This window comes from Cellvibrio sp. pealriver (assembly GCF_001183545.1).
GTDB lineage: Bacteria > Pseudomonadota > Gammaproteobacteria > Pseudomonadales > Cellvibrionaceae > Cellvibrio.
Window position 1 is genome coordinate 1416502 of the sequence record NZ_KQ236688.1, and the last position, 24353, is coordinate 1440854.

Below are 24353 nucleotides of genomic sequence, written 5' to 3' on the forward strand. Positions count from 1 at the left end.
CTCAGGGATAAACCCATTAAAAATTTAATCGCCTTAAAACAAAAAACGAGGCGGGTTTCCCTGCCTCGTTTTCCTTTTCATTAACCGCCGAAGTCGTCGAGCAAAATATTGTCGTCTTCTACACCAAGACTTTTCAACATTTTAATCACGGCGGCATTCATCATTGGTGGGCCGCACATGTAAAACTCACAATCTTCTGGTGCCGGATGATCTTTCAAATAGTTCTCATAAAGAACATTGTGAATAAAACCCGTCAACCCGTTCCAGTTATCCTCTGGTTGAGGATCGGACAGCGCAACATGCCATTTAAAGTTCTCATTCTCTGCTTGCAACATATCGTAATCTTCTTTGTAGAAGAGTTCGCGCAAGGAGCGAGCACCATACCAGAATGACATTTTGCGATCGGTTTTCAAGCGGCGCAACTGATCAAAGATATGTGAGCGCATAGGTGCCATACCAGCACCACCGCCGATGAATACCATTTCAGCATTGGTCTTTTTGGCGAAGAATTCACCAAATGGGCCGTATACGGTAATTTTATCGCCCGGTTTCAAGCTGAACACATAAGATGACATCTGACCTGGCGGAATACCTTGGGATTTTGGTGGAGGTGTTGCAATACGAATATTGAACTTAACTACACCTTTCTCTTCAGGATAGTTAGCCATAGAGTAAGCACGAATAACCGGCTCATTTACTTTTGATTCAAGATTGAAGAAACCAAAGCGCTCCCAATCACCGCGGTACTCGGGCTCAATATCAAAGTCAGAAAACTTCACATGATGAGGCGGACATTCCAACTGCACATAACCACCTGCACGGAAATCAACGCTCTCACCTTCCGGCAAACGCAGAGTTAACTCCTTGATGAAAGTAGCAACGTTAGGGTTAGATTCAACAGTAGTAACCCACTGCTTTACACCAAACACTTCTTCCGGCACATGAATTTTCATGTTTTGTTTTACCGGAACCTGGCAACTTAAACGCCAGCCTTCGTTTTGCTCGCGACGGTTAAAGTGCGGTTCTTCAGTTGGCAGAATAGAACCACCACCTTCGTTTACTACACATTTACATTGCGCACAGCTACCGCCACCGCCACATGCCGATGCCAAAAACACGTTATTGGCAGCGAGGGTTTGCAGCAACTTACCGCCAGCGGGAACAGTGATTGTTTTCTCATCATTAATAAGAATTTGCACATCACCACTGTTTACCAATTTGGCCTTGGCCACCAGAATCACCACCACCAACGCGATGACGATTGCGGTGAACATGACTACACCTAATACAATCTCGATATTCATTGAATTTTATTCCTCGTCTCGCTTAGAGAGAAATGCCGCCAAAAGACATAAAGCCTAATGACATCAATCCCACGGTGATAAAGGTAATACCCAAGCCACGCAAGCCTTCGGGTACGTCGGAATATTTCATTTTTTCGAGAATACCTGCGAGCAACACAATCGCAATTGCCCATCCGGTACCTGAGCCCAAGCCATAAATTACACTTTCTGCAAAGTGGTAATCACGCTCAACCATGAATAACGAACCACCCATAATCACGCAGTTCACAGTAATCAATGGTAAAAACACACCCAATGCGTTGTATAACGCAGGCATGAATCTATCCATGACCATCTCCATGATTTGCACAATTGCCGCGATTACGCCAATGAACGAGATAAAGCTCAGAAAGGTCAAATCAACACCGGTAACTCCAGCCCAAGCCAGCGCATCTTCCTTCAACAAATAAGTCAAAATAAGATTGTTAGCAGGCACGGTTACGGTTTGCACTACAATTACTGCAATACCAAGACCAATTGCGGCATTGATTTTTTTGGACATTGCCAAGAAGGAACACATACCCAAGAAAAACGCGAGCGCCATGTTTTCAATAAAAACTGAGCGCACAAATAAACTTAATAAATGTTCCATTATGCGATCTCCTGAGTTTTCACAGAGTTAGGCGCAATTTTGAAAGATACTTTTTCCACTTGATTTTTCTTCCAAGTACGAACGCCCCAAATAATCATGCCGATAATAAAGAACGCACTCGGAGGAAGTAACAGCAACCCATTAGGAACATACCAACCACCATCGGTAACCACTGGCATGATTTGAATACCAAACCATTTGCCCGCACCAAAAATCTCACGGATAGTTGCAATTACAATCAAAAGCGCCGAATAACCTAACCCGTGACCAATACCATCAAGGAAGCTGGGAACAGGTGGATTTTTCAAAGCAAATGCTTCGGTGCGCCCCATAACAATACAGTTGGTGATAATCAGGCCTACGAATACAGAAAGCTGCTTGCTAATGTCATAAGCAACCGCTTTCAGGACTTGGTCCACCACAATTACCAGCGCAGAAATAATGATCATCTGCGCGATAATACGCACACTGCTGGGTAAATAATTACGCACAAGTGACACAAAAAAGTTAGAGAACGCCGAAACCAAGGTCAGGCCAATTGCCATAACCAGGCTAACTTTTACACTGGAAGTTACCGCCAGTGCCGAGCAAATGCCAAGAATTTGGAGAATAACTGGATTGTTTTCAACAATTGGCTTTACAAGGAGATCTTTCGTCTTGCTACTCATAATTATGCCTCTCCATTTTTCAGATTAGTGAGGAAAGGTTTGAAGCCGTTGTCGCCCATCCAGTATTTAACTAAATTGTTGACACCAACACTGGTCAAAGTGGCTCCCGCCAAACCATCAACTTTGTATTCACCTTCTGGGGTTGACTCATCAACGTGGCCTTTTATCACGCTAACTTTAACGTCTCCAGCATCAGAATAAACTTTCTTCTCCAACCAAATAGATTTCCATTTTGGATTATCAACTTCTCCACCAAGACCCGGGGTCTCAGCATGAGAATAAAACCCAAAACCGAGAATAGTATTTAAATCCTTATCCAAAGCGATAAAGCCAGCCATAGTTGACCAAAGACCTTTACCACGGACAGGAAGGATAACTCGACTCAGGTTGCCTGCATCATCATTCACCAAGAATACCTTTGCGTATTTCTCTCGATTAATGAGTTTGGCAATATCATCTTCAGGTTGAATACGATCAAACATGCCAGGTTTCTTGGCAGATGCAATTTGATCAAATTTATCGACATCAGTAACAGCATCAGTAAATTTACCAGTTTGCAAATCAACAATTTTCACTTGAATCTTGGCAAACTGATCATTTACTGAAACACCTTCCTGATACATACCTGCAACTTTCAAAACATTTTTCTGAAAGTCGAGGGCTTTATTCGCCTCTTGGTGCGGCCTCAACATAACGGCAGATCCAGCAACCAGAATAGACGCCACCAGACACATAATGAATGTGACGGTGATGGTGTATTTTGCGGTTTGATTAGACACGAGCCAGTCTCCGTTTGATGTTGGATTGAACGACGAAGTAGTCGATGGTCGGTGCAAACATGTTCGCAAACAGAATTGCCAACATCATGCCCTCAGGATAGGCAGGATTGACTACACGAATGGTAATCACCATAAACCCTATCAGCGCACCGTAGATCCACTTGCCTGCATCAGTCATTGATGCTGAAACCGGATCGGTAGCCATAAAGAACAAGCCAAACGCAAAACCACCGATAACAAAATGCCACCAGAAAGGCATTTGAAACATTGGGTTACTGCTGTCTGCACCAGCCCAGTTATACAACAGCGTTGTGAGCGTCGCACCGACCAATACACCAACAACAATACGAGTGGATGCGATCCCCATAATCAGCAGCGCAACACCGCCAATCATCAATGCCAATGCAGAGGTTTCACCAATAGAACCGTGCTCGAAACCAATAAACGCATCCAACCAGCTCACATGATTTACCACAGCATCCATACCTTGTTGGGCAGCAATAGATAATGTAGTAGCACCTGTGTAGCCATCCACAGCAGTCCATACCGCATCACCTGACATTTCAGCAGGGTAAGCGAAGAACAGGAATGCACGACCAGTCAGTGCAGGGTTCAAAAAGTTTTTGCCAGTTCCGCCAAATACTTCTTTACCGATAACCACACCAAAACTGATCCCTAAAGCAGCTTGCCACAAGGGCAAATCTGGAGGACAAGTCAAGGCAAACAGAATAGAGGTTACAAAGAAACCTTCGTTAACTTCGTGACCGCGCGTTGTGGCAAACAAGACCTCCCAGAAACCACCTACAATGAATACGGTGGCATAAATAGGCAGGAAGTAAGCAGCGCCTAGTACAAAGTTATCCCAGATACTGTCAGGATTGTGACCTGCAAACATTGCAGCGAGCGCACCATGCCAGTTATCGATGCCGGTAGCACCGGTAGCCGCAAGAATGGTATTGGCTTGCAAACCAACATTGTACATACCAAAAATCATGGCAGGCCATGCACACAACCATACCGTAATCATGATGCGCTTCAGGTCAATACCGTCGCGTACGTGAGAGGTAGACTTGGTGACATCTGCCGGTTTAAACAAACCGGTATCGATGGCCTCATAGAGTGAGTACCATTTTTCATATTTGCCGCCTTTATGGAAATGCGGCTCCATGTTGTCGAGTAATTTTCTCAGACTCATTTATTAGCCCTCATTTTCAATGCGAGTCAGGTTGTTACGCAGGATTGGGCCGTATTCATATTTGCCGGGGCACACAAAGGTACACAGCGCCAAATCTTCTTCGTCCAACTCCAGACAACCTAGTTTTTGTGCCATTTCGGTATCACCAACGATCAATGACCGGAGCAATTGCGTTGGCAGAATATCCAAAGGCATTACTTTCTCGTATGAACCTACAGGCACCATGGCACGTTCGGAACCATTGGTTGATGTAGTGAAAGCAAATTTCTTAGATCCAAACAACTTGGAAAGATAAATCCCAAGCACAGAGAACTTATTGGTACCCGCACGAAGATAATGCAGCATCTCGCGCTCGCGACCTTCTAACAGCACACTGACTTGAGTGTGGAAGCGGCCAAGGAAACTCAAATTGCCATGGGAACGACGACCACCAAATACAGAACCCGATATAACGCGATTCTCGCCCGATTTAGCTTGACCGGACGTCAGTTCATTCAAGTTGGCACCAACACGTGTGCGCACAAGACGAGGACGATCAACTTGTGGCCCCGCCAGTGCAACGATGCGCTCAACATTCAGCTTGCCTGATGTAAATAAGTTACCTATTGCAATTACATCCTGATAGCCAATAGTCCAGACGAATTTATGTGCATTGACCGGATCGAGGAAATGAATGTGCGTACCGGGATTACCTGCAGGATGAACACCGCCAAAGGTTTCAATACTGATGTTTGAACCCTGACCTTTCGGCAACTCAACACCTTCGGCCTGACACACAAATACTTTGCCTTCCGTCAAGCGTGCGAGCAAAGTCAAACCGTTTGCGAAGGCTTCCTTTTGGGTGGCAATAATGACCGCAGGATCAGCAGCAAGGGGATTGGTATCCATTGCCTGAACAAAAATGGAGCTAGGTTTTGAATCTAAAGCGGGTGCCTTGCTGTAGGGGCGAGTACGTAAGGCAGTCCACAAACCCGATTTCACTAAATTATCTTGTACCTGCTCACGACTCAAACCAGCCAATTCGCTTGCAGAATATTTAGCAAACTCAACAGCATCATCACCCTCAACATCAATTACCAGTGAGTGAAACACACGTTGATCGCCGCGGTTGATAGCAACAACAGTGCCTGCCGCTGGTGCGGTATAAATAACACCGGGGATTTTTTTATCAGAAAAGACTTCCTGACCCAGTTTGACTTTATCGCCTACCTGAACCGCCATAGTTGGCTTCATACCGTGGTAATCAAACCCGATTAAAGCTACTTGACGAATCTGTGGGCCATCTTCGATAGATTGATTGGGATTGCCTGTAATGGGCAAATCCAACCCTCGACGGATCTTTATCATACGTCTCTGCCTAGTCGTTCGAGTGGATGTAGACCTGGTTTCCCAAGCCGCGCGGTGCAAACACAGGCGTGTGCCAGCCATCATCGAGCAATTACTTCCTGGCGGGAATTGAACGTGATTTTGGGGGATGCCAATGTTGCAAGTTACGAGGAAAGTACGAAGCAATTACCTCCCAACGTGTTGGGCCAGTAACTTTCATACAATCGTTGCACAAGATCTACGGATACAATCGCAAAATATGCACAACAGATTGATTTATAGGAAGTTTTAAATAGCCCTAGTAAAACGCGGGAATTATAAACGCCACCCTGCCCCCGCACCAGACTAAAGCCTCGAATTAATGTATGTTTTACAAGGGTTTTTCGCCAAAGTGCGTATTTTTCAGGCGAACATATTCAATGATCACAAAAGATGAAATTTATTCTCATTTAGGCAAAGGATATGGGCATCACGAAGACATGCCTGACGCGCAGTTTATTTGCACTGACAACCACCTTCAGACCATCAGGATAGGTAAAATGCCGCTCCTCACCACACAAACAATATTTAATTGAAGAGCAATCACACCACTCATGCTTTATTCGCTGAATGAACCACCAATATCCACCCGTTCCGGCAACCGTCAATATTGGGGGCAGCTATACGGTGCTTCCCAAGCTGCCGCTATTGTAAATGCCGCTAAAGCCTATCAGGGGCTTAGTCTGGTTATCGCTGCCGACAGCAGCACCGCAATACGATTGGAAACTGAATTAACTTTTTTTGCAGGAACCGCAAATCACTTACCAGTACTGCAATTAGCTGATTGGGAAACCCTGCCCTACGACACCATCTCTCCTCATCAGGACATCATTTCCGAACGCTTACGTACCCTTTATCAACTACCATCGGTCAAGCAAGGCATTCTGGTTGTACCGATTACCACGCTGCTACAAAGGTTAATGCCACACAGTTATTTAATTGGTAGCAGTCTGATGGTATCCGTCGGCGAACAGATTGATACAAACCAACTGCGCCATAACCTTGAGCGCGCAGGTTATCGCTGTGTGGATACTGTTTATGAGCACGGTGAATTTGCAGTGCGCGGCGCACTGATCGATTTATTTCCAATGGGTAGCAATACCCCCTATCGTATTGACTTATTCGATGAAGAAATAGAAAGTCTGCGCACTTTTGATCCAGAAACACAACTTACGATTGATAAAGTAGAAAAAATTCAGCTGCTACCTGCAAAAGAATTTCCACTTAACAAAAACGGTATCAATTTATTTAAACAACAATGGCTTGAGCGGTTTGATGTCAACCACAAAGCATGTCCGGTTTTTCAAGACATCAGCGCTGGAATTTCACCGCCAGGTATTGAATATTATTTACCGTTATTTTTTGACACCTGCAGCACACTGTTTGATTACCTTCCGCAAAATACGCAAGTGTACGCAGTAGGTGATATCGAAAAAACAGCTGAAAGCTTTTGGGTAGAATTATTGCGTCGCTATGAAAGCAGACGTGTTGATCCATTGCGCCCTCTATTAGCTCCGCGAGATATCTACCTCTCGATCGACGAACTCTTTGGTAATCTCAAAAATTATCCCCGCACTTTTGTAAGCTCAGCAACGCTGGACGATAAAGAAGGCAATATCAATTTTTCGACTGCCCCAACACCCTCATTGCCTATTCGTGCGCAGGCTGACAATCCACTTGCAGCGATTGAGTCATTTCTGATGGAATCCAATCAGAGGATTTTATTTTGCGCAGAATCTGCCGGTCGTCGTGAAACATTACTGGAACTATTAAGCCGAATTAGGGTACGGCCTGCCGCAGTAGAAAGCTGGGAAGATTTTTTAACCAGTAATCACAAGATAGCCATTACCGTTGCACCTCTTGATCAGGGCTTATCTTTATCTGAACCGCATATTGCGGTAATTGCGGAGTCGCAACTATTCGGCGAGCGCATACAACAGCAACGTCGCCGCAAGCAAACCCAAGATAACGCAGACATGGTGGTAAAGAACCTCACTGAATTAAAAATCGGTGCGGCTGTTGTCCACATTGATCATGGTGTCGGTCGTTACCGCGGTTTGGAAACTATTACTATTGATAACCAAACCAACGAATTTTTAACGCTGGAATATGCTGACGAAGCCAAACTTTACGTTCCCGTAACAAATCTACACTTAATTAGCCGGTACAGTGGCGCTGAAGATGACTTAGCACCATTACATAAACTTGGTAGCGAGTCCTGGCAAAAGGCACGCAAAAAAGCCGCCGAACAAATTCGTGACACTGCTGCAGAATTGCTTGAAGTCTATGCACGACGCGCAGCACGCAAAGGTTTTGCTTTTCCAGACCCTAAAACAGCCTACGAGGCATTTGCGGCAAGCTTTCCGTTTGAAGAAACACCAGATCAGCAACGTGCGATTGAATCTGTTATTAGCGATATGCTGTCAAATAAACCCATGGATCGGTTGGTGTGCGGTGACGTAGGTTTTGGAAAAACCGAAGTCGCAATGCGCGCTGCATTTGTGGCCAGTCATGGTGGCAAGCAAGTAGCAATACTTGCTCCCACCACCCTTCTTGCACAACAACATTACGAATCATTAAAAGATCGTTTTGCAGAATGGCCCATCACTGTGGAAGTACTCTCACGATTTCGCACCACCAAAGAAGTCAATCAAGTATTGGAGCGAGTTGCTGATGGGAAAGTGGATATCGTGGTCGGAACACATAAATTGTTGCAACCAGATATTAAATTTAAAAATCTTGGCTTGTTAATTATCGACGAAGAGCATCGCTTCGGTGTTCGCCAGAAAGAACAGATCAAATCATTGCGCGCTGAAATAGATATTCTCACGCTGACAGCAACACCTATCCCCCGCACACTGAATATGTCTATGGCAGGTATTCGCGACCTATCGATTATCGCCACACCACCAGCTCGCCGCTTGTCGGTAAAAACCTTTGTGCGAACCTATGATGAAGCGACCATTAAAGAAGCAATATTGCGCGAAATTTTGCGTGGTGGCCAAGTGTATTATTTGCATAATGAAGTCGATACGATTGAAAAAACTGCTCGTGATTTACAGGAATTAATTCCTGAAGCACGTATTGCTGTTGGGCACGGCCAAATGCGTGAGCGTGATCTTGAACGAGTGATGAGCGATTTTTATCACAAGCGCTTCAACATTATGGTATGTACTACGATTATCGAAACCGGTATCGATATCCCCAATGCCAACACGATTATCATTGACCGCGCCGATAAATTTGGGCTGGCCCAATTACACCAATTGCGCGGCCGTGTAGGCCGATCACATCACCAAGCTTATGCATATTTATTAACACCTGATCGTCGCGCGATGACTGATGATGCAGTCAAGCGACTTGAGGCTATCAGCGCCGCTGAAGACCTGGGTGCGGGATTCACTCTTGCTACCTACGACATGGAAATTCGCGGTGCCGGTGAGCTTCTTGGCGAAGAACAGAGCGGCCAAATCCAGACTATTGGTTTCTCACTGTATATGGATATGCTTGATCGCGCAGTAAAAGCGATTCGTCAGGGTAAACAGGCTGACCTGGAAAAAGCCCTGAATGAGGCCATCGATATTAATTTACGCATCCCTGCATTAATACCCTCAGATTATCTGCCTGATGTGCATACACGTTTAGTTATGTATAAACGCTTGGCCAATGCTCAAAACGACGATGCATTGCGGGATCTGCAGGTGGAGATGATTGATCGCTTTGGTTTATTGCCAGAAGCAGTCAAAAATCTTTTCCGCGTGACACACATTAAAATCAGTGCTGAGACTATAGGCATCACCAAACTGGAAGCTAATGCACGCGGAGGTAAAATCGAATTTGCCAGCGACACCAAGGTAGACCCACTGCAAATTGTTAAGCTGGTGCAAAGCCAACCTCGCATTTATAAACTGGAGGGTGCGAATCAGTTGAAGTTTACTATGGATCTTGAGTCAATCGAAAAACGCATTCAGGCTGTTGTCGATTTATTGGGTTATTTGACACCGAAACATTAACGCATACTGCTGAAAATACTTCAGGACATTACTATGACATTTATTTCGCGTTTATCGAACAAAGTTTTGATCAGGTTGATTGGCGCAACAGTAATACTCTCAGCCCCCCCAACTTTCGCACAAATTTCCAAACCCAATCATGAAGGATGGTATCAAGTTGAATTAATTGTATTTGCTCGAAAAGATGATTCTGGACAAGAGCACTGGCCTAGCAACATCAAATTACGTTACCCGGGAGATTGGGTTGAACTTAAAGATCCGTCTGCGCCGGTTAATATAAATACTGCCTCGAATAATGGATCCGACACTAATACTAATTTATCTACAAGCCAGCCCAGTATTGATTTAACGAGAGAACCGTTCTATTTGTTACCTGCCAATGAACGTAATCTGAATACCCAAGCACAAAAGCTTCAACGAAATCCTAATTTTGAAGTGCTCTTTCATAACGCATGGCGACAAGTGATAACCAATAAAAAAGCATCAAAGGCGATTATCATTAACGGTGGGCCAACCTTTGGGGAGCATCAATTATTAGAAGGAAGTATTCGTTTGAGTGTAGCCACGTATCTAGAGTTACAAACCAATTTATGGCTCGCGTATTATGACCTTAATGTTGGGCAGGAAATTACACAGCAGTGGCCAGAAATACCCAAGCGCCCTAACTATACGAATAATAATTTGAACAACCTATCCCTAGACTCGGAACTGGAACTCGATCAGGCACTGGCAACTGAAAATGCAGCGTGGGCAAACGGTAATTTTGATCCAAATAACTCAACACCAGAAGTGGCAGATACTTACATCACACGACAGATTATTTTGTTGCAGCAAGAGCGCGATATGCGCAGTAATGAGGTGCATTATATTGATCATCCGGTGCTCGGACTTATTATCCAAGTTACACCTTACCCATCAACATCTATCGCCACTGGTTTGCAATAAACCGCATAAATGAAAACACCGGCATTTGCCGGTGTTTTTTTAACTCTGGGTGAAGTTTACATCAGCTCAGCAAAACGACATCTTCTGCTTGCAAGCCCTTATCACCTTTTTGTAGCTGAAACTCAACGCTTTGACCTTCAGCTAGCGAGCGGTAACCTTCCGCACGGATATTTCTGTAGTGTACGAAAATATCCTCGCCTCCTTCTCCCCTGGTTATAAAGCCGTATCCACGCACATTGTTAAACCATTTAACTGTGCCCATCTCACGATCTGCCATATGAAACACCTCTACAGCATTGATGCTTTATTGTTATTGCTCGGTTTGCTTCATCCGATGATCGCCAGCACAACAGCTAGCCACTATCCACAACCGGGTCTATAGAACCAAAAACCCCGCGTTAACAGATATTAACAAAGATTGGAAATAAGAGGGAATGTTTTTGGCGCTTATTTATCCCAAACTGGAGATTTAATGTGCAAAGTTATTCTTAACACGTTTATCAATAGGCTCGTTTAGCCATATAAGCCACATAATCAGGTATCAAATGGTCTGATTCGCTATTGAACAAGCTGGAAGTCACAATAAAGTCGGCTGAGCTCTGATTACAAGCAACAGGTATATTCCATACAGCCGCAATACGTAATAACGCTTTAACGTCCGGATCATGTGGCATAGGCTCAAACGGATCCCAAAAAAAGATCAACATATCCACCTTGCCTTCGGTTATCAAAGATCCTATTTGTTGATCGCCCCCCAAAGGCCCAGAAATCAGTTTCGTGACCTTCAGCCCCGTTTCTTTCTCAATTAATGCTCCCGTTGTTCCAGTGCCAAACAAACTATGACGCTCCAGATCAGCCCGGTGTTTTTTGCACCAAGCGAGCAAATCTTGCTTTTTATTATCATGCGCAACCAATGCAATCGACTTGGTGGCGGGCAGCAGGATATGTTTGTACTCCATAGCATTAACCTTTCTGTGTCTACTAAAAAAATGACCTCGTCTAATTATAGACAAGGTCATTTTTAATAACATCACTCACTAAGAACCCCGAGCCCATACTCCAGAGCACAAAAACAAAGTTTTTAGTGACTAAGCTCCAACAACAATTTATTCAGTCGCTGCACATAAGCAGCGGGATCTTGCAGCTGCGCGCCCTCTGCCAAGTTGGCCTGATCAAACAAAATATGCGCTAAATCGCCAAAGCGATGATCATTAGCTTCTGCTTCCAGTTTTTTCACTAGCGGGTGTTCAGGATTCAATTCAAAAACAGGTTTTGATTCCGGAACTTTTTGACCTGCTGCCTCAAGAATTCGACGCATCTGCGCACCCAAGTCAAACTGGCCTACAACCACACAGGCAGGAGAATCAGTCAAGCGATGAGTGATACGAACATCGGAAACATTTTCGCCAAGTGCCAACTTAACACGCTCCAGCAAAGGCTTGAGTTGTTCTGCTACTTTTTCTTGCGCTTGTTTTTCTTCTTCACTATCTAGTTTGCCTAAATCGAGTTCGCCTTTTCCTACGTCCTGGAAGTTTTTACCTTCGAACTCTTGCAAATGACTCATCAACCATTCATCTACGCGATCCGATAACAACAGTACCTCAATTCCTTTCTTGCGAAATACCTCCAAGTGAGGGCTGCTTTTTGCAGTATTAAAGTTTTCTGCTGCGATATAATAAATTTTTTCCTGGCCATCTTTCATGCGAGCCACGTAGTCTTCAAGCGATTGGTTTTGCTCTGCCGTATCGGCATGAGTGGATGCAAAACGCAATAATTTGGCAATTTTCTCGCGGTTAGAAAAATCTTCTGCTGGCCCTTCTTTAATCACCTGACCAAACTCTTTCCAGAAAGTAGCGTAATTTTCCGGCTCACTTTTCGCCATTTTACTTAACATATCCAGCACGCGCTTAGTCAGTGCGGAGCGCATTGCATCAATATTAGGATCCTTCTGTAAAATTTCGCGCGAAACGTTTAAGCTCAGATCGTTTGAATCAACCACACCTTTGATAAAGCGCAGATATAGAGGCAAAAATTGCTCTGCATCATCCATAATAAATGTACGTTGTACATAAAGCTTTAAACCACGCGATGCATCACGATTGTACAAATCAAAAGGAGCGCGAGCAGGGATATACAATAAGCTAGTGTAATCCAGATTGCCTTCAACACGATTGTGACTCCAACTAAGCGGCTCTGCATAATCATGGCTTATGTGTTTATAAAACTCTTTGTACTCTTCATCTGTTACATCAGAACGTGAACGAGTCCAAAGCGCAGTCGCTGTATTGATGACTTCATCCTCAGGTTCAACTTTCTCAGCATCACCAACAGGAGTGGGTTTTTGCATGACCACAGGAATCGCAATATGGTCAGAATATTTTTTAATGATCGAACGCAAACGCCAATGATCAGCAAATTCCAATGCATCATCTTTTAAATGCAATTCAACTGTCATACCACGTTCTGCTTTTTCTACTGATTCAACAGTGAACTCTGCTTCACCAGTACACTCCCAACGAACCGCCTGATCTGCAGGCAACCCGGCACGACGAGTAGTGACAACAACACGGTCGGCAACAATAAATGCAGAATAAAAACCTACTCCAAACTGGCCAATTAACTGCGAGTCTTTCTTTTGATCGCCAGTTAATTTTTGCATAAATTGTGCAGTACCAGATTTAGCAATAGTACCCAGGTTTTCAATAACCTCTTCACGCGACATACCAATTCCATTATCACTAATGGTGAGGGTTTTCGCTTCTTTATCAAAACCGATACGAATCTTTAAGTCTGCATCGCCTTCATACAAATCACCATTAGAAACTGCCTCAAAACGCAACTTATCTGCCGCATCAGATGCATTAGAAACTAGCTCGCGCAGGAAAATTTCCTTGTTTGAATACAATGAATGGATCATCAAATGCAGCAATTGTTTGGCTTCTGTCTGAAAACCACGGGTTTCTTTGCGGGCATCAACGGTCATTTTCTAACTCCTGATAACATGCACGAAATTACGATTAATACAGCCATTGGAGGCAAGTGCAAATGAAATGGGGAGAATGCTTATAGAATTCAAGGGGTGAAATTAATTTCGCTTGAATCGATGATAAAAAGCAAAGGACATAAAGCAAAAAAGCCACTCTGTGAGTGGCTTTTGGAATTGGTAGGACTAAGCAGACTCGAACTGCTGACCCCCACCATGTCAAGGTGGTGCTCTAACCAACTGAGCTATAGTCCTAAAGTTACCCTTTCGGGTGACAGGGCGCGCACTTTACCAAGGCATAACCCCGAGAACAAGACCCCAAAACGACTTTTTTGAGACCCGCCGCGCAGCTCGCTTAAGGATTACCCAAACCGCGAGCAAGATCAGCTTTTAAATCACCAACGTCTTCCAAGCCAACTGCGATGCGAATGAGATTCTCAGTAATACCTGCTTCTGCTTTTTGTTCTGCTGATAGACGACCGTGAGTTGTAGTCGCAGGATGAACAATAGTAGTTTTGGTATCGCCCAAATTCGCGGTCAACGACATGATACGGGTCGCATCAATTACTTTCCACGCCTCAGCACGCCCTCCTTTGACTCGAAAAGACAATACGCCCCCAAAAGCTGATTGCTGTTTAACTGCAAGCTCGTGCCCATTATGCGACGGCAAGCCGGCATAGAATACTTTCTCCACTGCGTGATGTTTATTCAACCATTGAGCAAGCTCAAGCGCATTGCGCGAGTGAGCCTCCATACGCAGGCGCAAGGTTTCCAAACCTTTTAAAAACACCCAAGCATTGAATGCACTCAAAGTAGGCCCAGCACTACGAATGAAGCCGAGCACTTCATCTGTTAAAATTTTTGCTCCAGCAACCACACCGCCAAGACAGCGTCCTTGGCCATCGATGTATTTAGTTGCAGAGTGAATAATCAAATCTGCTCCAAACCGCAATGGCTGCTGCAATGCGGGAGTACAAAAACAATTATCGACCGCCAATAAAGCACCACGCGCGTGAGTTAAATTTGCAAGGCGCTGAATATCAATTACATCACACAGAGGATTTGATGGCGTTTCCACGAACACTAGTTTGGTGTTTGAATTGAAGCCGGCTTCCCATTCATCAAAATTTACCGGATTCACGAATGTCGTTGTCACACCAAACTTCTGTAAATATTTAGTGAACAATACGGTTGTTGTCCCAAACACGCTACGCGAGCAAAGAATGTGATCCCCTGATTTTAACAATGCAATGCACGTGCAGAGAATTGCTGCCATACCTGATGAGGTACCCACAGCTGCTTCTGCGCCTTCGAGAGCCGCGATACGCTCTTCAAACATACGCACTGTGGGATTGGTGTAGCGGGAGTAAACATTCCCCGGTTGTGCACCGGAAAAACGGTCTGCTGCTTCTTGTGCATTACCAAATACATAACTGGATGTTAAGAATAATGCTTCGCTGTGTTCACCTTCATGTGAGCGGGTTTGACCAGCACGAATAGCTAGTGTATCCAAAGCTGCATTGAGCAATGGATCATCGGAAAGAAAATCGCCAGAAAAATTATCCATCAAACACCAACTCACTAAGCACTTGCTAAAATTAAGAGTTATCCGCGCGCGGCACCGTTATGCAAACCTATTGGCAGTTCCATCTGCTTAACATTTTTTTTGCCTGATTTTGCGCTATCGTTACGAGCAGCGGCAACTTTTTCGAGATATTCCTGAGTTACGTCGCCTGCACAATATTCACCGTTAAATACGGCACAATCAAATTCTTTTACTTTGCTATTACCTTCGGCTGAAGCTGCAATCAGATCTTCCAAATCCTGATAAATCAACCAATCCGCACCAATTTCCTTACACACTTCTTCTTCGCTACGACCATGTGCAATTAACTCGGCTGTAGTCGGCATATCAATGCCATAAACGTTAGGATACTTAACAGCTGGTGCCGCTGAAGCAAAATAAACTTTTTTTGCGCCTACATCACGCACCATTTGGATGATTTGTTGACACGTAGTGCCACGTACAATTGAATCATCAACAAGTAATACCACTTTATCCCTAAACTCTAATTCAATTGGATTCAATTTTTGCCGCACAGATTTTTTTCGTTGCTGCTGCCCCGGCATAATAAAAGTGCGGCCGATATAGCGGTTTTTTACCAGCCCTTCACGAAATTTTACGCCCAATTTTTGCGCCAATGCCTGACCTGCAACGCGACTGGTATCAGGAATTGGAATGACGACATCAATATCATGATCAGGACGCTCACGCAGAATTTTTTCTGCTAATTTTTCACCTTGGCGCAAACGTGCTTTATAAACCGAAATACCATCCATAATTGAATCAGGACGAGCAAAATACACATGTTCAAAAATACACGGACTGAGATGCGGATTTTCAGCACACTGACGACGATGTAACTCACCCTCCTCGGTAATATAAATCGCCTCTCCTGGAGCAACATCATCAATCAACTCAAAGCCCAGCACATCGAGCGCTACGCTTTCAGAGGCAACCATATACTCAACGCCGCCCTCTTCCGCATTGCGCTTGCCATATACCAATGGACGAATACCATGAGGATCACGAAATGCCACAAGACCGTAATTGGCAATTAAGGCAACAACTGAATAACCACCAGTAACACGTTTATGCACACCGGCAACAGCAGCAAACATATCCTCAGCCGTTGGGCTTAGCTTTCCCTGTAATTGCAATTCATGAGCAAACACATTGAGCAACACTTCTGAATCTGAATCTGTATTTACATGACGCAAATCCGTTTTAAAAATATCTTCACTGAGCTTGTCGGCATTGGTTAAATTGCCATTATGCGCCATTGCGATACCGTAAGGTGAATTCACATAAAAAGGCTGCGCTAGTGCGGGTCCCGAACTACCTGCAGTTGGGTAACGAACATGTCCAATACCCATATTTCCAAGTAAACGCTGCATATGGCGTGTTCTAAAAACATCTTGCACCAAGCCATTAGCTTTTTGCTGGCTCATGCGCCCATTATCACAAGTAACCATACCGGCGGCATCCTGACCACGGTGTTGCAAAATGGTTAACGCATCGTAAATCTGCACATTTACATCGCGCTTACTCACAATACCTACAATGCCGCACATAGATTTGCCTCAATAACTTTGAACAAAAATAATTTACAAAAAACCGTTAACTTAGATTGATTGGCCAGTTTCAGAACTACTGAAGAACGTTTGAACCCACTGGCTTAGATTGCCATACACTTCTATAACCCAGCCTTCACAAGATTGGAAATACGGAATCAATTGCGCCTGTTTCCACCATTCATCTTCATTAACAGGAATAAATCCAGGTAATAAAATTACAATCGCCATCACGATAATAGAGGCACGTGCTGCACCAAATACCATTCCAAGTAGGCGATCTGTACCGCTAAGACCAGTAGCACGCACCAATGCTCCAATCAGATAGCTGACCATAGCGCCAAGCAATAGGGTCGAAACGAATAAGGCGGCATAGGCTGTCATTAAACGAACAGAGGGGGTTTCTATATGGCCAACAAGTAAGGTTTCAAGTTGCCCACCAAATAATCTGGCAACGAGCACAGCGGAAATCCAGATAACCAATGAGAGCGCTTCGCGTACAAAACCACGAATCAAACCGATAAAACAGGACAGGCAAAATATTCCAATAATAGCCCAATCAGCCCAATTCATTCGCCCTACCGCTCCGGAAGAAAAGTGAGAGGTTTACAGTGGCGCGCATTCTACCAGACGCAAGACATTATGGCTTCATGGTTTGAAGGGTAAAATCATGGAATTCACTTTTAAGCGCTTATCTAATTGAGCCTTGATTGCAAGCGCCTCGGACTTATCTTGTTTAGGCCCAATGAAGACACGATAAGCCGCCGTATTCGGCACTGCCCGCACATACGCCTTATGACCATCAGCCTGAAGCTGGTCGCGCAATTTATTCGCCGCCTCTTGCGAGCCCAAGCTTGCAACCTGAATTACCCATGCATCTGGCAGACCTTTTGAGTTGAGAGGTAAATTGGAAACTGAGTCCGAGGGTGAGCTTGACACTGACGTTTCTACGTCCGCTACCGACTTATCAGTAACTGGCTGCTCAGGAGGTGACAGGGGTTCACTCAATTGCTGTTCTTCATCAGGCAAAAACATGGCCTCTGGTGCAAGTGCAGGCTCAATCCCCTCTGGTTGAGTCGGCTCATCAAAAGCCACTGCTGTAATATTAGGTCGTCCAGGTATATGGGTATTGGTATCCACTTGATACTGTTGGCGATCTTTGAAAAAACTCGGCAAAAATAGAACAGCAACGGCAGCTAGTACCGCCGCACCTATTAATCGATGCTTTACCGACTCTTTCACAGGAATCTCCCATAGCAAAAATCTAAATCAGGATGATATTGACTCATCAAGGAGTTGCCATATCCAAGGCCTGAATTGCTGCAGCAACCGTAAAAAATGAACCGCAAATCAATATCCGATCACCTGGAGCGGAGTTCTTTAAGGCCATCTGCAAACAATCTGCAACGCTACCTGAGAACACATCTGATCGAGCATGCTCATGTAAATCCTGACGCAACTGCAGTACGCTTGCAGCACGAGGAATGTATGACAGATCTGCGAGATACCAATGACTAACGCAGTTTTTGAGGTTGCCCAAACTTTGGGCGCGATCTTTATCCGACATCATCGCTACTATAGCGTGCACCTGCGATGACGAAGAAGCCGCCTGAGCCAAACGTTCAGCCAGATACAATGTAGCAGCTGGATTATGCGCAACATCCAAAATCACGACTCTTTGATTCCAATCTTTTGTCTGAAAACGCCCAGGCACTCGCAAATCAGCCAATACCGCAAATGCATCAATATCTTTTACATCAACACCCAACAACAAGACAGCTTGCAAAGCAGCTGCAAGGCTAGGTAGAGGTAGCTGAGGTAATGGATTGGACGAAAAACGTATATCCAAGTTCCACCAACCCCAAGATGCGTCTTCTGTGGAATAACCGAAGTCACGATTAATCAAGTACAGAGGTGCGGATAGAATTAAAGAGTGATTTATTAACGAAAGGGGCGGATCAAAATCGGCACATACGACAGGCTTTCCTGCACGAATAATACCTGCCTTTTCATAACCGATAGCCTCGCGGTTATCGCCAAGCCAATCAGTATGATCAAGCGCAACCGTGGTTATGATAGCTACATCAGCATCAATAATATTAACAGCATCCAGACGCCCGCCTAAGCCAACTTCAAGCACCATGACATCAACAGCGTGACGTGAGAATATTTCTAGTGCAGCAAGAGTGCCATACTCAAAATAGGTCAAACTAATTGGCTGAGGAGAGTTATCGGAAATTTGTTGACAAGCATTGTAAATCGCAGAAAAAGCGTCACAAATTTCTTTGTCATCAGCATAGGAACCGTTAACAACAATACGCTCATTGTAATGAATCAAATGAGGCGATGTATAAACACCAACAGAAAAACCAGCAGCAGATAACAGTGCAGCCGTTGCCGTTACGCACGACCCCTTGCCATTGGTTCCTGCTACAGTGACTACCTTCCCGGAAGGATTTAATAACCCCATCCGCGCAGCGACGCAGGAAACTCGATCTAAACCAAGATCAATTTCCTGCGTATGATTTTGTTCTAACCATTTCAGCCACGCCGATAGCGAATCAAGTTGCATAAAGGATCGACTACACCGCCGCTTTACGGGTAAATTTTGCCAATAAAGATGCAAGCTTATCGCGCATGTCGCGACGATGAATAATCATATCGATAGCCCCGTGCTCCAACAAAAATTCAGCACGCTGAAACCCTTTCGGTAATTTTTGGCGGATAGTTTGTTCGATAATGCTTGGCCCGGCAAAACCAGCGCGAGAGCCTGGCTCACAAATATTGAGGTCACCAAGCAAAGCAAGGCTCGCAGACACACCACCATAAACAGGGTCTGTCATGACAGAAATGTAAGGTGTTCCTTGCATTTTTAAACGTTCGATTACTGCACTGGTTTTTGCCATTTGCATCAAAGATATCAACGCCTCCTGCATGCGAGCACCGCCTGTTGCAGAGAAACAAACAAATGGAATATTTTCTTTCAAAGCAATAGTAGCTGCACGTGTAAAACGCTCGCCCACAACGTATCCCATAGAACCACCATGGAACGCAAACTCAAATGCAACCGCAACAATCGGCATGCCCTTTAACTCACCCCGCATAGCAACCAGCGCGTCTTTTTCGCCAGTCTCTTTTTGGGCTGCAGTTAAACGGTCTTTGTATTTTTTGACATCCTTAAATTTCAAGCGATCAATTGGCTCAACGTCAGCTGCCAATTCTTGACGATTCTGTGGATCAAGGAACATATTCAGGCGCGCGCGCGCGCCAACGCGCCTGTGATGATCGCATTTTGGACAAACATCCAATGTTTTTTCCATTTCAGGTTTATATAAAACCGCATCACACTTAACGCACTTTTCCCACAAGCCTTCAGGAACTTTGTTGCTGCGCTTGGTATCCGTACGGGAAATGCTGGGAATAATTTTATCTAACCAACTCATGGTTGCGTCTCTATACTCGTTTGAATTTAGTTGATGATGAGATCATCTGGAATGCACCCCATCTAAATTGTCAGGATCAAATAGAATCTATCGCTACCCGAATACTACCGACAATATCGCCAACTGCAGCTGCAATTTCATCTGCCGTTTTATCTGCCATTGTGCCCATTTTATCAACTAGCACGCTACCAATCACCACCCCATCAGCCAAGGCAGCAACCGCTTTTGCTGTCTGAGGGTCTTTGATACCGAAACCAACACATACAGGCAGGTTTGTTAATTGGCCAAACTCAGCTAATTTCGTTTTTACTGCATCGACATCGAGGTGCCCAGCTCCAGTAACGCCTTTTAATGAAACGTAATACAAAAAACCGCTGGCATGAGCTGCAACTTTTTTCGCTCGCTCAACCGTTGTAGTAGGGGCTAGCAGAAAAATGTTATCCAAGCCGAAACTGTCTAATTCGCTTTTCAAAACTGACACTTCTTCTGGCGGCAAATCAACAGTCAATAAACCATCAACCCCCGCTGTTGATGCTGCAAGAGCAAATTCAGCATAGCCAAAACGCTCTACAGGGTTAGCGTATCCCATCAACACAACAGGTGTTATGTCGTTGGTCTTACGGAATTCCTTTACGAGTTCCAATGTTCCTTTCAGACTAATGCCATGCTCCAAAGCACGCTCATGCCCCTTTTGAATCACAGGCCCTTCTGCCATTGGATCGGAAAATGGCACGCCCAGTTCAATAACATCGACACCCTGCTCTACCATTGCATGCAGCGTATGTAACGTAGCTTGAGGATAAGGATCGCCATTAACGACATAAGCAACCAGAATTTTTTTACCGGACGCTTTAGCTTGGCTTAAATGTTGGGAAATACGACTCATCGATAATTCCTGATATCAATCATCAGCCATTGCCATGGCCAATTAAAAATTCAATCGAGCACACTTAAACAGTGATGCCATCCAATCCCGCCACAGTGAGGATATCTTTATCGCCACGACCTGAAAGGTTGGCAATAATAATTTGATCTTTACTCATGGTAGGTGCCAATTTTTCAACATATGCCAAAGCATGGCTAGACTCCAATGCAGGCATAATACCTTCTGTCTTGGTCACTTTTCGAAACGCAGCAAGAGCTTCATCATCATTGATTGCAACGTAATTAACACGACCAATATCTTTCAACCATGAATGCTCAGGACCAACTCCTGGATAATCCAAGCCTGCAGAAACCGAATGGGTCTCGATGATCTGGCCGTTTTCATCCTCCATTAAGTAAGTGCGATTACCGTGTAAGACACCGGGAACACCTTTATTCAGCGGTGCGGCATGCTTGCCCGTTTCAATACCCAGACCACCAGCTTCAACACCGTACATTTTGACTGATTTGTCTGTCAGGAATGGATGGAATAAACCTATTGCATTGGAGCCGCCGCCAACACAAGCAACCAAGGCATCTGGCAGGCGGCCAGCTTGTTCAAGGCATTGGCGACGAGCTTCACGTCCAATAATTGATTGGAAATCACGCACCAATTGCGGATAAGGATGAGGGCCAGCAACAGTACCGATGATGTAGAAGGTATCATCTACGTTGGTTGCCCAATCGCGCATGGCTTCATTCATCGCATCTTTTAAAGTACGAGAACCAGAAGTTACAGGAAACACTTCAGCACCAAGCAGCTTCATCCGATAAACATTGAGAGCCTGACGTTTAACATCTTCCGCCCCCATATAAACACGACATTGCAGCCCCAACCTTGCCGCAACCGTTGCGGTCGCAACACCGTGTTGTCCCGCTCCGGTTTCGGCGATTACACGTGACTTACCCGTAAATTTGGCAAGCAACGCTTGGCCTATGGTGTTATTTACCTTGTGAGCACCCGTGTGATTTAGATCTTCGCGCTTAAGGAATATCTGGGCACCACCTAATTCTCGCGTCCAGCGCTCGGCAAGATAAAGAGGTGAAGGTCGGCCAACATAATGAGCCATATCTTTATCGAATTCAGCTTGAAAGCCTTCATCGTCTTTTAACTTTGAATAAATTGATTGCAACTCATCAAGCGCGTAGATCAAGGTTTCAGATACAAAACGTCCACCATAAGGACCGAAATGACCATCCACACTCGGAAAGGCACTGTAATCGATAGAAGAATACTGCTCAGTGTTACTCACCGTTTAATCACCTGTAAAAAGTGGCATGGCGGAATGGATCAACCCGCGGCAAGCCTTGCATTATTGATAAAAGACATTATTTTGCTATGGTCTTTTTTGCCTGGTGACAATTCTACACCACCACTGACATCAACCCCATAGACCGAAACAGTACGAATTGCTTCTCCGACATTATCAGGAGTAAGGCCACCCGCTAATACTATTGGCTTAAGCGATTGCTCTGGAACTCGCTTCCACTCGAACGTCTCCCCTGTTCCCCCCGGTACGCCGGGCCGGTAGGCATCTAATAAAATACCTGACGCGTCTGAATAAGCCTCTATGCTAGCAACAACATCCAGCTCTGGCCGCATACGCAAAGCTTTCATGTAAGGACGATGAAAGAGGGAGCAGTAAGCCGGAGATTCATTCCCATGAAACTGTAACAACTGTAAGGGAACATCATTTAATACGGTATTGACGAATTCCGGATCAGCATCCACAAACAAACCCGTAACAACTACAAAAGGCCCTGCGGCCAAGGCGATTTGGCGAGCTTGTGAAATTGATACTGCGCGCGGACTTGCTTCATAAAAAACCAAACCCAATGCCTCTGCACCAGCATCCACAACCGCCAAAGCATCCTCAACTGAGGTGATACCGCAAATTTTTATACGCGTTTTGGACAACTCCAAAAACCCCACTGGTTCACTGGCAGATCAAAATTTAATCGGAAAAATACTAAGAGAAACAAATAAATAAGCTGAAATATTAACAGAGTTCGCAGCGAAAAACCGCAAAGATGCTACCGCTGATATCCTGTTAACTAGAAAAACCTCCCAGAGGTTCTGTCAGAAATAAGGGGCCAGGAACACAACTTGGAAGATCAAAATGTGGAGGATACTCAACACCAACTAAATAAAGCCCAAACGGTTTGGCCGTCACACCACCTGCACTGCGATCACAGGCAGAGAGCACTTCCGCAACCCAACCAGGAGGCTTATCGCCAGCTCCGACAGACATCAACACACCCACCATGTTACGCACCATGTGATGCAAGAAGGCGTTTGCCTGTACCTCCAGAAGAATCAGCTCACCGCGCCGCACTATATGTAGGTAATTAATCTGGCGAACGGGGCTTCTAGCCTGACACTGTGTAGCACGGAAAGATGTAAAGTCGTGCTTTCCAACAAGGTAAGATGCTCCTTCTCGCATTAAATCAACATTCAACGGACGCGAAGACCACGTGATTTGGTCATGCAACAACCCGGACTGAGCCTTGGCATCAGTGATTAAATATCGATACGTCCGATTCAACGCACTAAAGCGAGCATGAAATTGTGGCACCACCATTTTTGCCCAGCGCACACAAATGGAGTCCGGCAAATAAGGACGAGTACCTCTCATCCATGCCTTTTCAGGCCTTGCGGCAAGAGTATCGAAATGCACAATCTGGCTGGTTGCATGAACTCCAGCATCTGTCCGACCAGCACAAACTAATGAAACTGTTTCATTAGCCACTCTGGAAAGCGCCACCTCCAAAGCATGCTGTACGGTTTTGACTCCACTCGGCTGAACCTGAAACCCATGATAGTCCGTCCCCTTATATTCAACACACAAGGCGATACGATTCATTCCTTCTGGCCATACGGTATCTGCAACAATTTCACCACTGCGAATATAGGGTTTTGATGCAGGAATATAGTTTTCAGTCATACACAGGAGTCAACTCAAAATTA

The 24353-nt window shown here is 44.9% G+C and carries 21 protein-coding genes and 1 tRNA gene; 2 read left to right on the forward strand and 20 right to left on the reverse strand.

Going from position 1 to position 24353, the window contains the following annotated elements:
- Positions 1-80: 80 nt before the first annotated feature.
- From nqrF to VC28_RS05965, 6 genes are read right to left on the reverse strand one after another with little or no spacing between them, the layout of a single operon-like run.
- Entirely contained in the window at positions 81-1304 is a 1224-nt protein-coding gene (nqrF, locus tag VC28_RS05940) for an NADH:ubiquinone reductase (Na(+)-transporting) subunit F (RefSeq protein ID WP_049629839.1), read from the reverse strand.
- A 22-nt stretch (positions 1305-1326) separates the two neighbouring features.
- Positions 1327-1935, reverse strand: coding sequence for an NADH:ubiquinone reductase (Na(+)-transporting) subunit E (nqrE, locus tag VC28_RS05945; RefSeq protein ID WP_049629840.1), 609 nt, complete (start codon positions 1933-1935; stop codon positions 1327-1329).
- Complete coding sequence (locus tag VC28_RS05950; RefSeq protein ID WP_049629841.1) at positions 1935-2603, reverse strand: NADH:ubiquinone reductase (Na(+)-transporting) subunit D; 669 nt, start codon at positions 2601-2603, stop codon at positions 1935-1937. The genes nqrE and VC28_RS05950 overlap by 1 nt, the downstream gene beginning before the upstream one ends.
- Before the next feature lie 2 nt (positions 2604-2605).
- Complete coding sequence (locus VC28_RS05955) at positions 2606-3382, reverse strand: Na(+)-translocating NADH-quinone reductase subunit C (RefSeq protein WP_255356004.1); 777 nt, start codon at positions 3380-3382, stop codon at positions 2606-2608.
- Positions 3375-4577 carry an NADH:ubiquinone reductase (Na(+)-transporting) subunit B gene (locus tag VC28_RS05960; RefSeq protein ID WP_049629842.1) on the reverse strand — a complete coding sequence of 401 codons (1203 nt, stop codon included), beginning with the start codon at positions 4575-4577 and terminating at the stop codon, positions 3375-3377. The genes VC28_RS05955 and VC28_RS05960 overlap by 8 nt, the downstream gene beginning before the upstream one ends.
- A gap of 3 nt (positions 4578-4580) precedes the next feature.
- Entirely contained in the window at positions 4581-5924 is a 1344-nt protein-coding gene (locus VC28_RS05965) for a Na(+)-translocating NADH-quinone reductase subunit A (protein ID WP_049629843.1), read from the reverse strand.
- Positions 5925-6496: 572 nt separating this feature from the next.
- Here VC28_RS05965 and mfd point away from each other — a divergent pair.
- A complete protein-coding gene (mfd, locus tag VC28_RS05970; RefSeq protein ID WP_049629844.1) occupies positions 6497-9955 on the forward strand; it encodes a transcription-repair coupling factor in 3459 nt (1152 codons plus the stop codon).
- Between the two features lie 33 nt (positions 9956-9988).
- Positions 9989-10900: a CsiV family protein gene (locus VC28_RS05975; protein ID WP_049629845.1), complete on the forward strand. Its 912-nt coding sequence runs from the start codon at positions 9989-9991 to the stop codon at positions 10898-10900.
- A 61-nt stretch (positions 10901-10961) separates the two neighbouring features.
- Here the strand turns inward: VC28_RS05975 and VC28_RS05980 are convergent, their stop codons facing one another.
- The 14 genes from VC28_RS05980 to truA form a co-directional block, all read right to left on the reverse strand.
- Positions 10962-11177, reverse strand: a complete 216-nt coding sequence (locus VC28_RS05980) for a cold-shock protein (protein WP_049629846.1) — start codon at positions 11175-11177, stop codon at positions 10962-10964.
- Positions 11178-11400: 223 nt separating this feature from the next.
- Positions 11401-11859 carry a methylglyoxal synthase gene (locus VC28_RS05985; protein WP_049629847.1) on the reverse strand — a complete coding sequence of 153 codons (459 nt, stop codon included), beginning with the start codon at positions 11857-11859 and terminating at the stop codon, positions 11401-11403.
- Between the two features lie 122 nt (positions 11860-11981).
- Positions 11982-13883: a molecular chaperone HtpG gene (htpG, locus tag VC28_RS05990; RefSeq protein ID WP_049629848.1), complete on the reverse strand. Its 1902-nt coding sequence runs from the start codon at positions 13881-13883 to the stop codon at positions 11982-11984.
- Positions 13884-14061: 178 nt separating this feature from the next.
- Positions 14062-14138, reverse strand: a tRNA-Val gene (locus VC28_RS05995).
- A 100-nt stretch (positions 14139-14238) separates the two neighbouring features.
- On the reverse strand, positions 14239-15450 hold the full coding sequence (locus VC28_RS06000; RefSeq protein WP_049629849.1) for an O-succinylhomoserine sulfhydrylase: 1212 nt from the start codon (positions 15448-15450) through the stop codon (positions 14239-14241).
- A gap of 38 nt (positions 15451-15488) precedes the next feature.
- Entirely contained in the window at positions 15489-17018 is a 1530-nt protein-coding gene (gene purF, locus VC28_RS06005; protein ID WP_049629850.1) for an amidophosphoribosyltransferase, read from the reverse strand.
- A gap of 51 nt (positions 17019-17069) precedes the next feature.
- Positions 17070-17591: a CvpA family protein gene (locus VC28_RS06010; protein ID WP_049629851.1), complete on the reverse strand. Its 522-nt coding sequence runs from the start codon at positions 17589-17591 to the stop codon at positions 17070-17072.
- Positions 17592-17666: 75 nt separating this feature from the next.
- Complete coding sequence (locus VC28_RS06015) at positions 17667-18260, reverse strand: SPOR domain-containing protein (protein ID WP_049629852.1); 594 nt, start codon at positions 18258-18260, stop codon at positions 17667-17669.
- Between the two features lie 46 nt (positions 18261-18306).
- A complete protein-coding gene (folC, locus tag VC28_RS06020) occupies positions 18307-19590 on the reverse strand; it encodes a bifunctional tetrahydrofolate synthase/dihydrofolate synthase (protein WP_049629853.1) in 1284 nt (427 codons plus the stop codon).
- A gap of 10 nt (positions 19591-19600) precedes the next feature.
- A complete protein-coding gene (gene accD, locus VC28_RS06025; RefSeq protein ID WP_049629854.1) occupies positions 19601-20461 on the reverse strand; it encodes an acetyl-CoA carboxylase, carboxyltransferase subunit beta in 861 nt (286 codons plus the stop codon).
- 76 nt (positions 20462-20537) lie between these two features.
- A complete protein-coding gene (gene trpA, locus VC28_RS06030; protein ID WP_049629855.1) occupies positions 20538-21347 on the reverse strand; it encodes a tryptophan synthase subunit alpha in 810 nt (269 codons plus the stop codon).
- A gap of 64 nt (positions 21348-21411) precedes the next feature.
- Positions 21412-22638 carry a tryptophan synthase subunit beta gene (gene trpB, locus VC28_RS06035; RefSeq protein ID WP_049629856.1) on the reverse strand — a complete coding sequence of 409 codons (1227 nt, stop codon included), beginning with the start codon at positions 22636-22638 and terminating at the stop codon, positions 21412-21414.
- A gap of 38 nt (positions 22639-22676) precedes the next feature.
- Positions 22677-23303: a phosphoribosylanthranilate isomerase gene (locus VC28_RS06040; RefSeq protein WP_049632203.1), complete on the reverse strand. Its 627-nt coding sequence runs from the start codon at positions 23301-23303 to the stop codon at positions 22677-22679.
- A 133-nt stretch (positions 23304-23436) separates the two neighbouring features.
- The gene (gene truA, locus VC28_RS06045) at positions 23437-24330 is read right to left on the reverse strand and encodes a tRNA pseudouridine(38-40) synthase TruA (RefSeq protein ID WP_082191430.1); all 894 of its coding nucleotides are present in this window, start codon (positions 24328-24330) and stop codon (positions 23437-23439) included.
- Positions 24331-24353 lie beyond the last annotated feature (23 nt).

Excerpts from the sequence above, each read along its gene's own strand:
- nqrF (WP_049629839.1), bottom strand. The coding sequence starts at position 1,304 with ATGAATATCGAGATTGTATTAGGTGTAGTCATGTTCACCGCAATCGTC.
- nqrE (WP_049629840.1), bottom strand. The coding sequence starts at position 1,935 with ATGGAACATTTATTAAGTTTATTTGTGCGCTCAGTTTTTATTGAAAAC.
- VC28_RS05950 (WP_049629841.1), bottom strand. The coding sequence starts at position 2,603 with ATGAGTAGCAAGACGAAAGATCTCCTTGTAAAGCCAATTGTTGAAAAC.
- VC28_RS05960 (WP_049629842.1), bottom strand. The coding sequence starts at position 4,577 with ATGAGTCTGAGAAAATTACTCGACAACATGGAGCCGCATTTCCATAAA.
- VC28_RS05965 (WP_049629843.1), bottom strand. The coding sequence starts at position 5,924 with ATGATAAAGATCCGTCGAGGGTTGGATTTGCCCATTACAGGCAATCCC.
- mfd (WP_049629844.1), top strand. The coding sequence starts at position 6,497 with ATGCTTTATTCGCTGAATGAACCACCAATATCCACCCGTTCCGGCAAC.
- VC28_RS05975 (WP_049629845.1), top strand. The coding sequence starts at position 9,989 with ATGACATTTATTTCGCGTTTATCGAACAAAGTTTTGATCAGGTTGATT.
- VC28_RS05980 (WP_049629846.1), bottom strand. The coding sequence starts at position 11,177 with ATGGCAGATCGTGAGATGGGCACAGTTAAATGGTTTAACAATGTGCGT.
- VC28_RS05985 (WP_049629847.1), bottom strand. The coding sequence starts at position 11,859 with ATGGAGTACAAACATATCCTGCTGCCCGCCACCAAGTCGATTGCATTG.
- htpG (WP_049629848.1), bottom strand. The coding sequence starts at position 13,883 with ATGACCGTTGATGCCCGCAAAGAAACCCGTGGTTTTCAGACAGAAGCC.
- VC28_RS06000 (WP_049629849.1), bottom strand. The coding sequence starts at position 15,450 with ATGGATAATTTTTCTGGCGATTTTCTTTCCGATGATCCATTGCTCAAT.
- purF (WP_049629850.1), bottom strand. The coding sequence starts at position 17,018 with ATGTGCGGCATTGTAGGTATTGTGAGTAAGCGCGATGTAAATGTGCAG.
- VC28_RS06010 (WP_049629851.1), bottom strand. The coding sequence starts at position 17,591 with ATGAATTGGGCTGATTGGGCTATTATTGGAATATTTTGCCTGTCCTGT.
- folC (WP_049629853.1), bottom strand. The coding sequence starts at position 19,590 with ATGCAACTTGATTCGCTATCGGCGTGGCTGAAATGGTTAGAACAAAAT.
- accD (WP_049629854.1), bottom strand. The coding sequence starts at position 20,461 with ATGAGTTGGTTAGATAAAATTATTCCCAGCATTTCCCGTACGGATACC.
- trpA (WP_049629855.1), bottom strand. The coding sequence starts at position 21,347 with ATGAGTCGTATTTCCCAACATTTAAGCCAAGCTAAAGCGTCCGGTAAA.
- truA (WP_082191430.1), bottom strand. The coding sequence starts at position 24,330 with ATGACTGAAAACTATATTCCTGCATCAAAACCCTATATTCGCAGTGGT.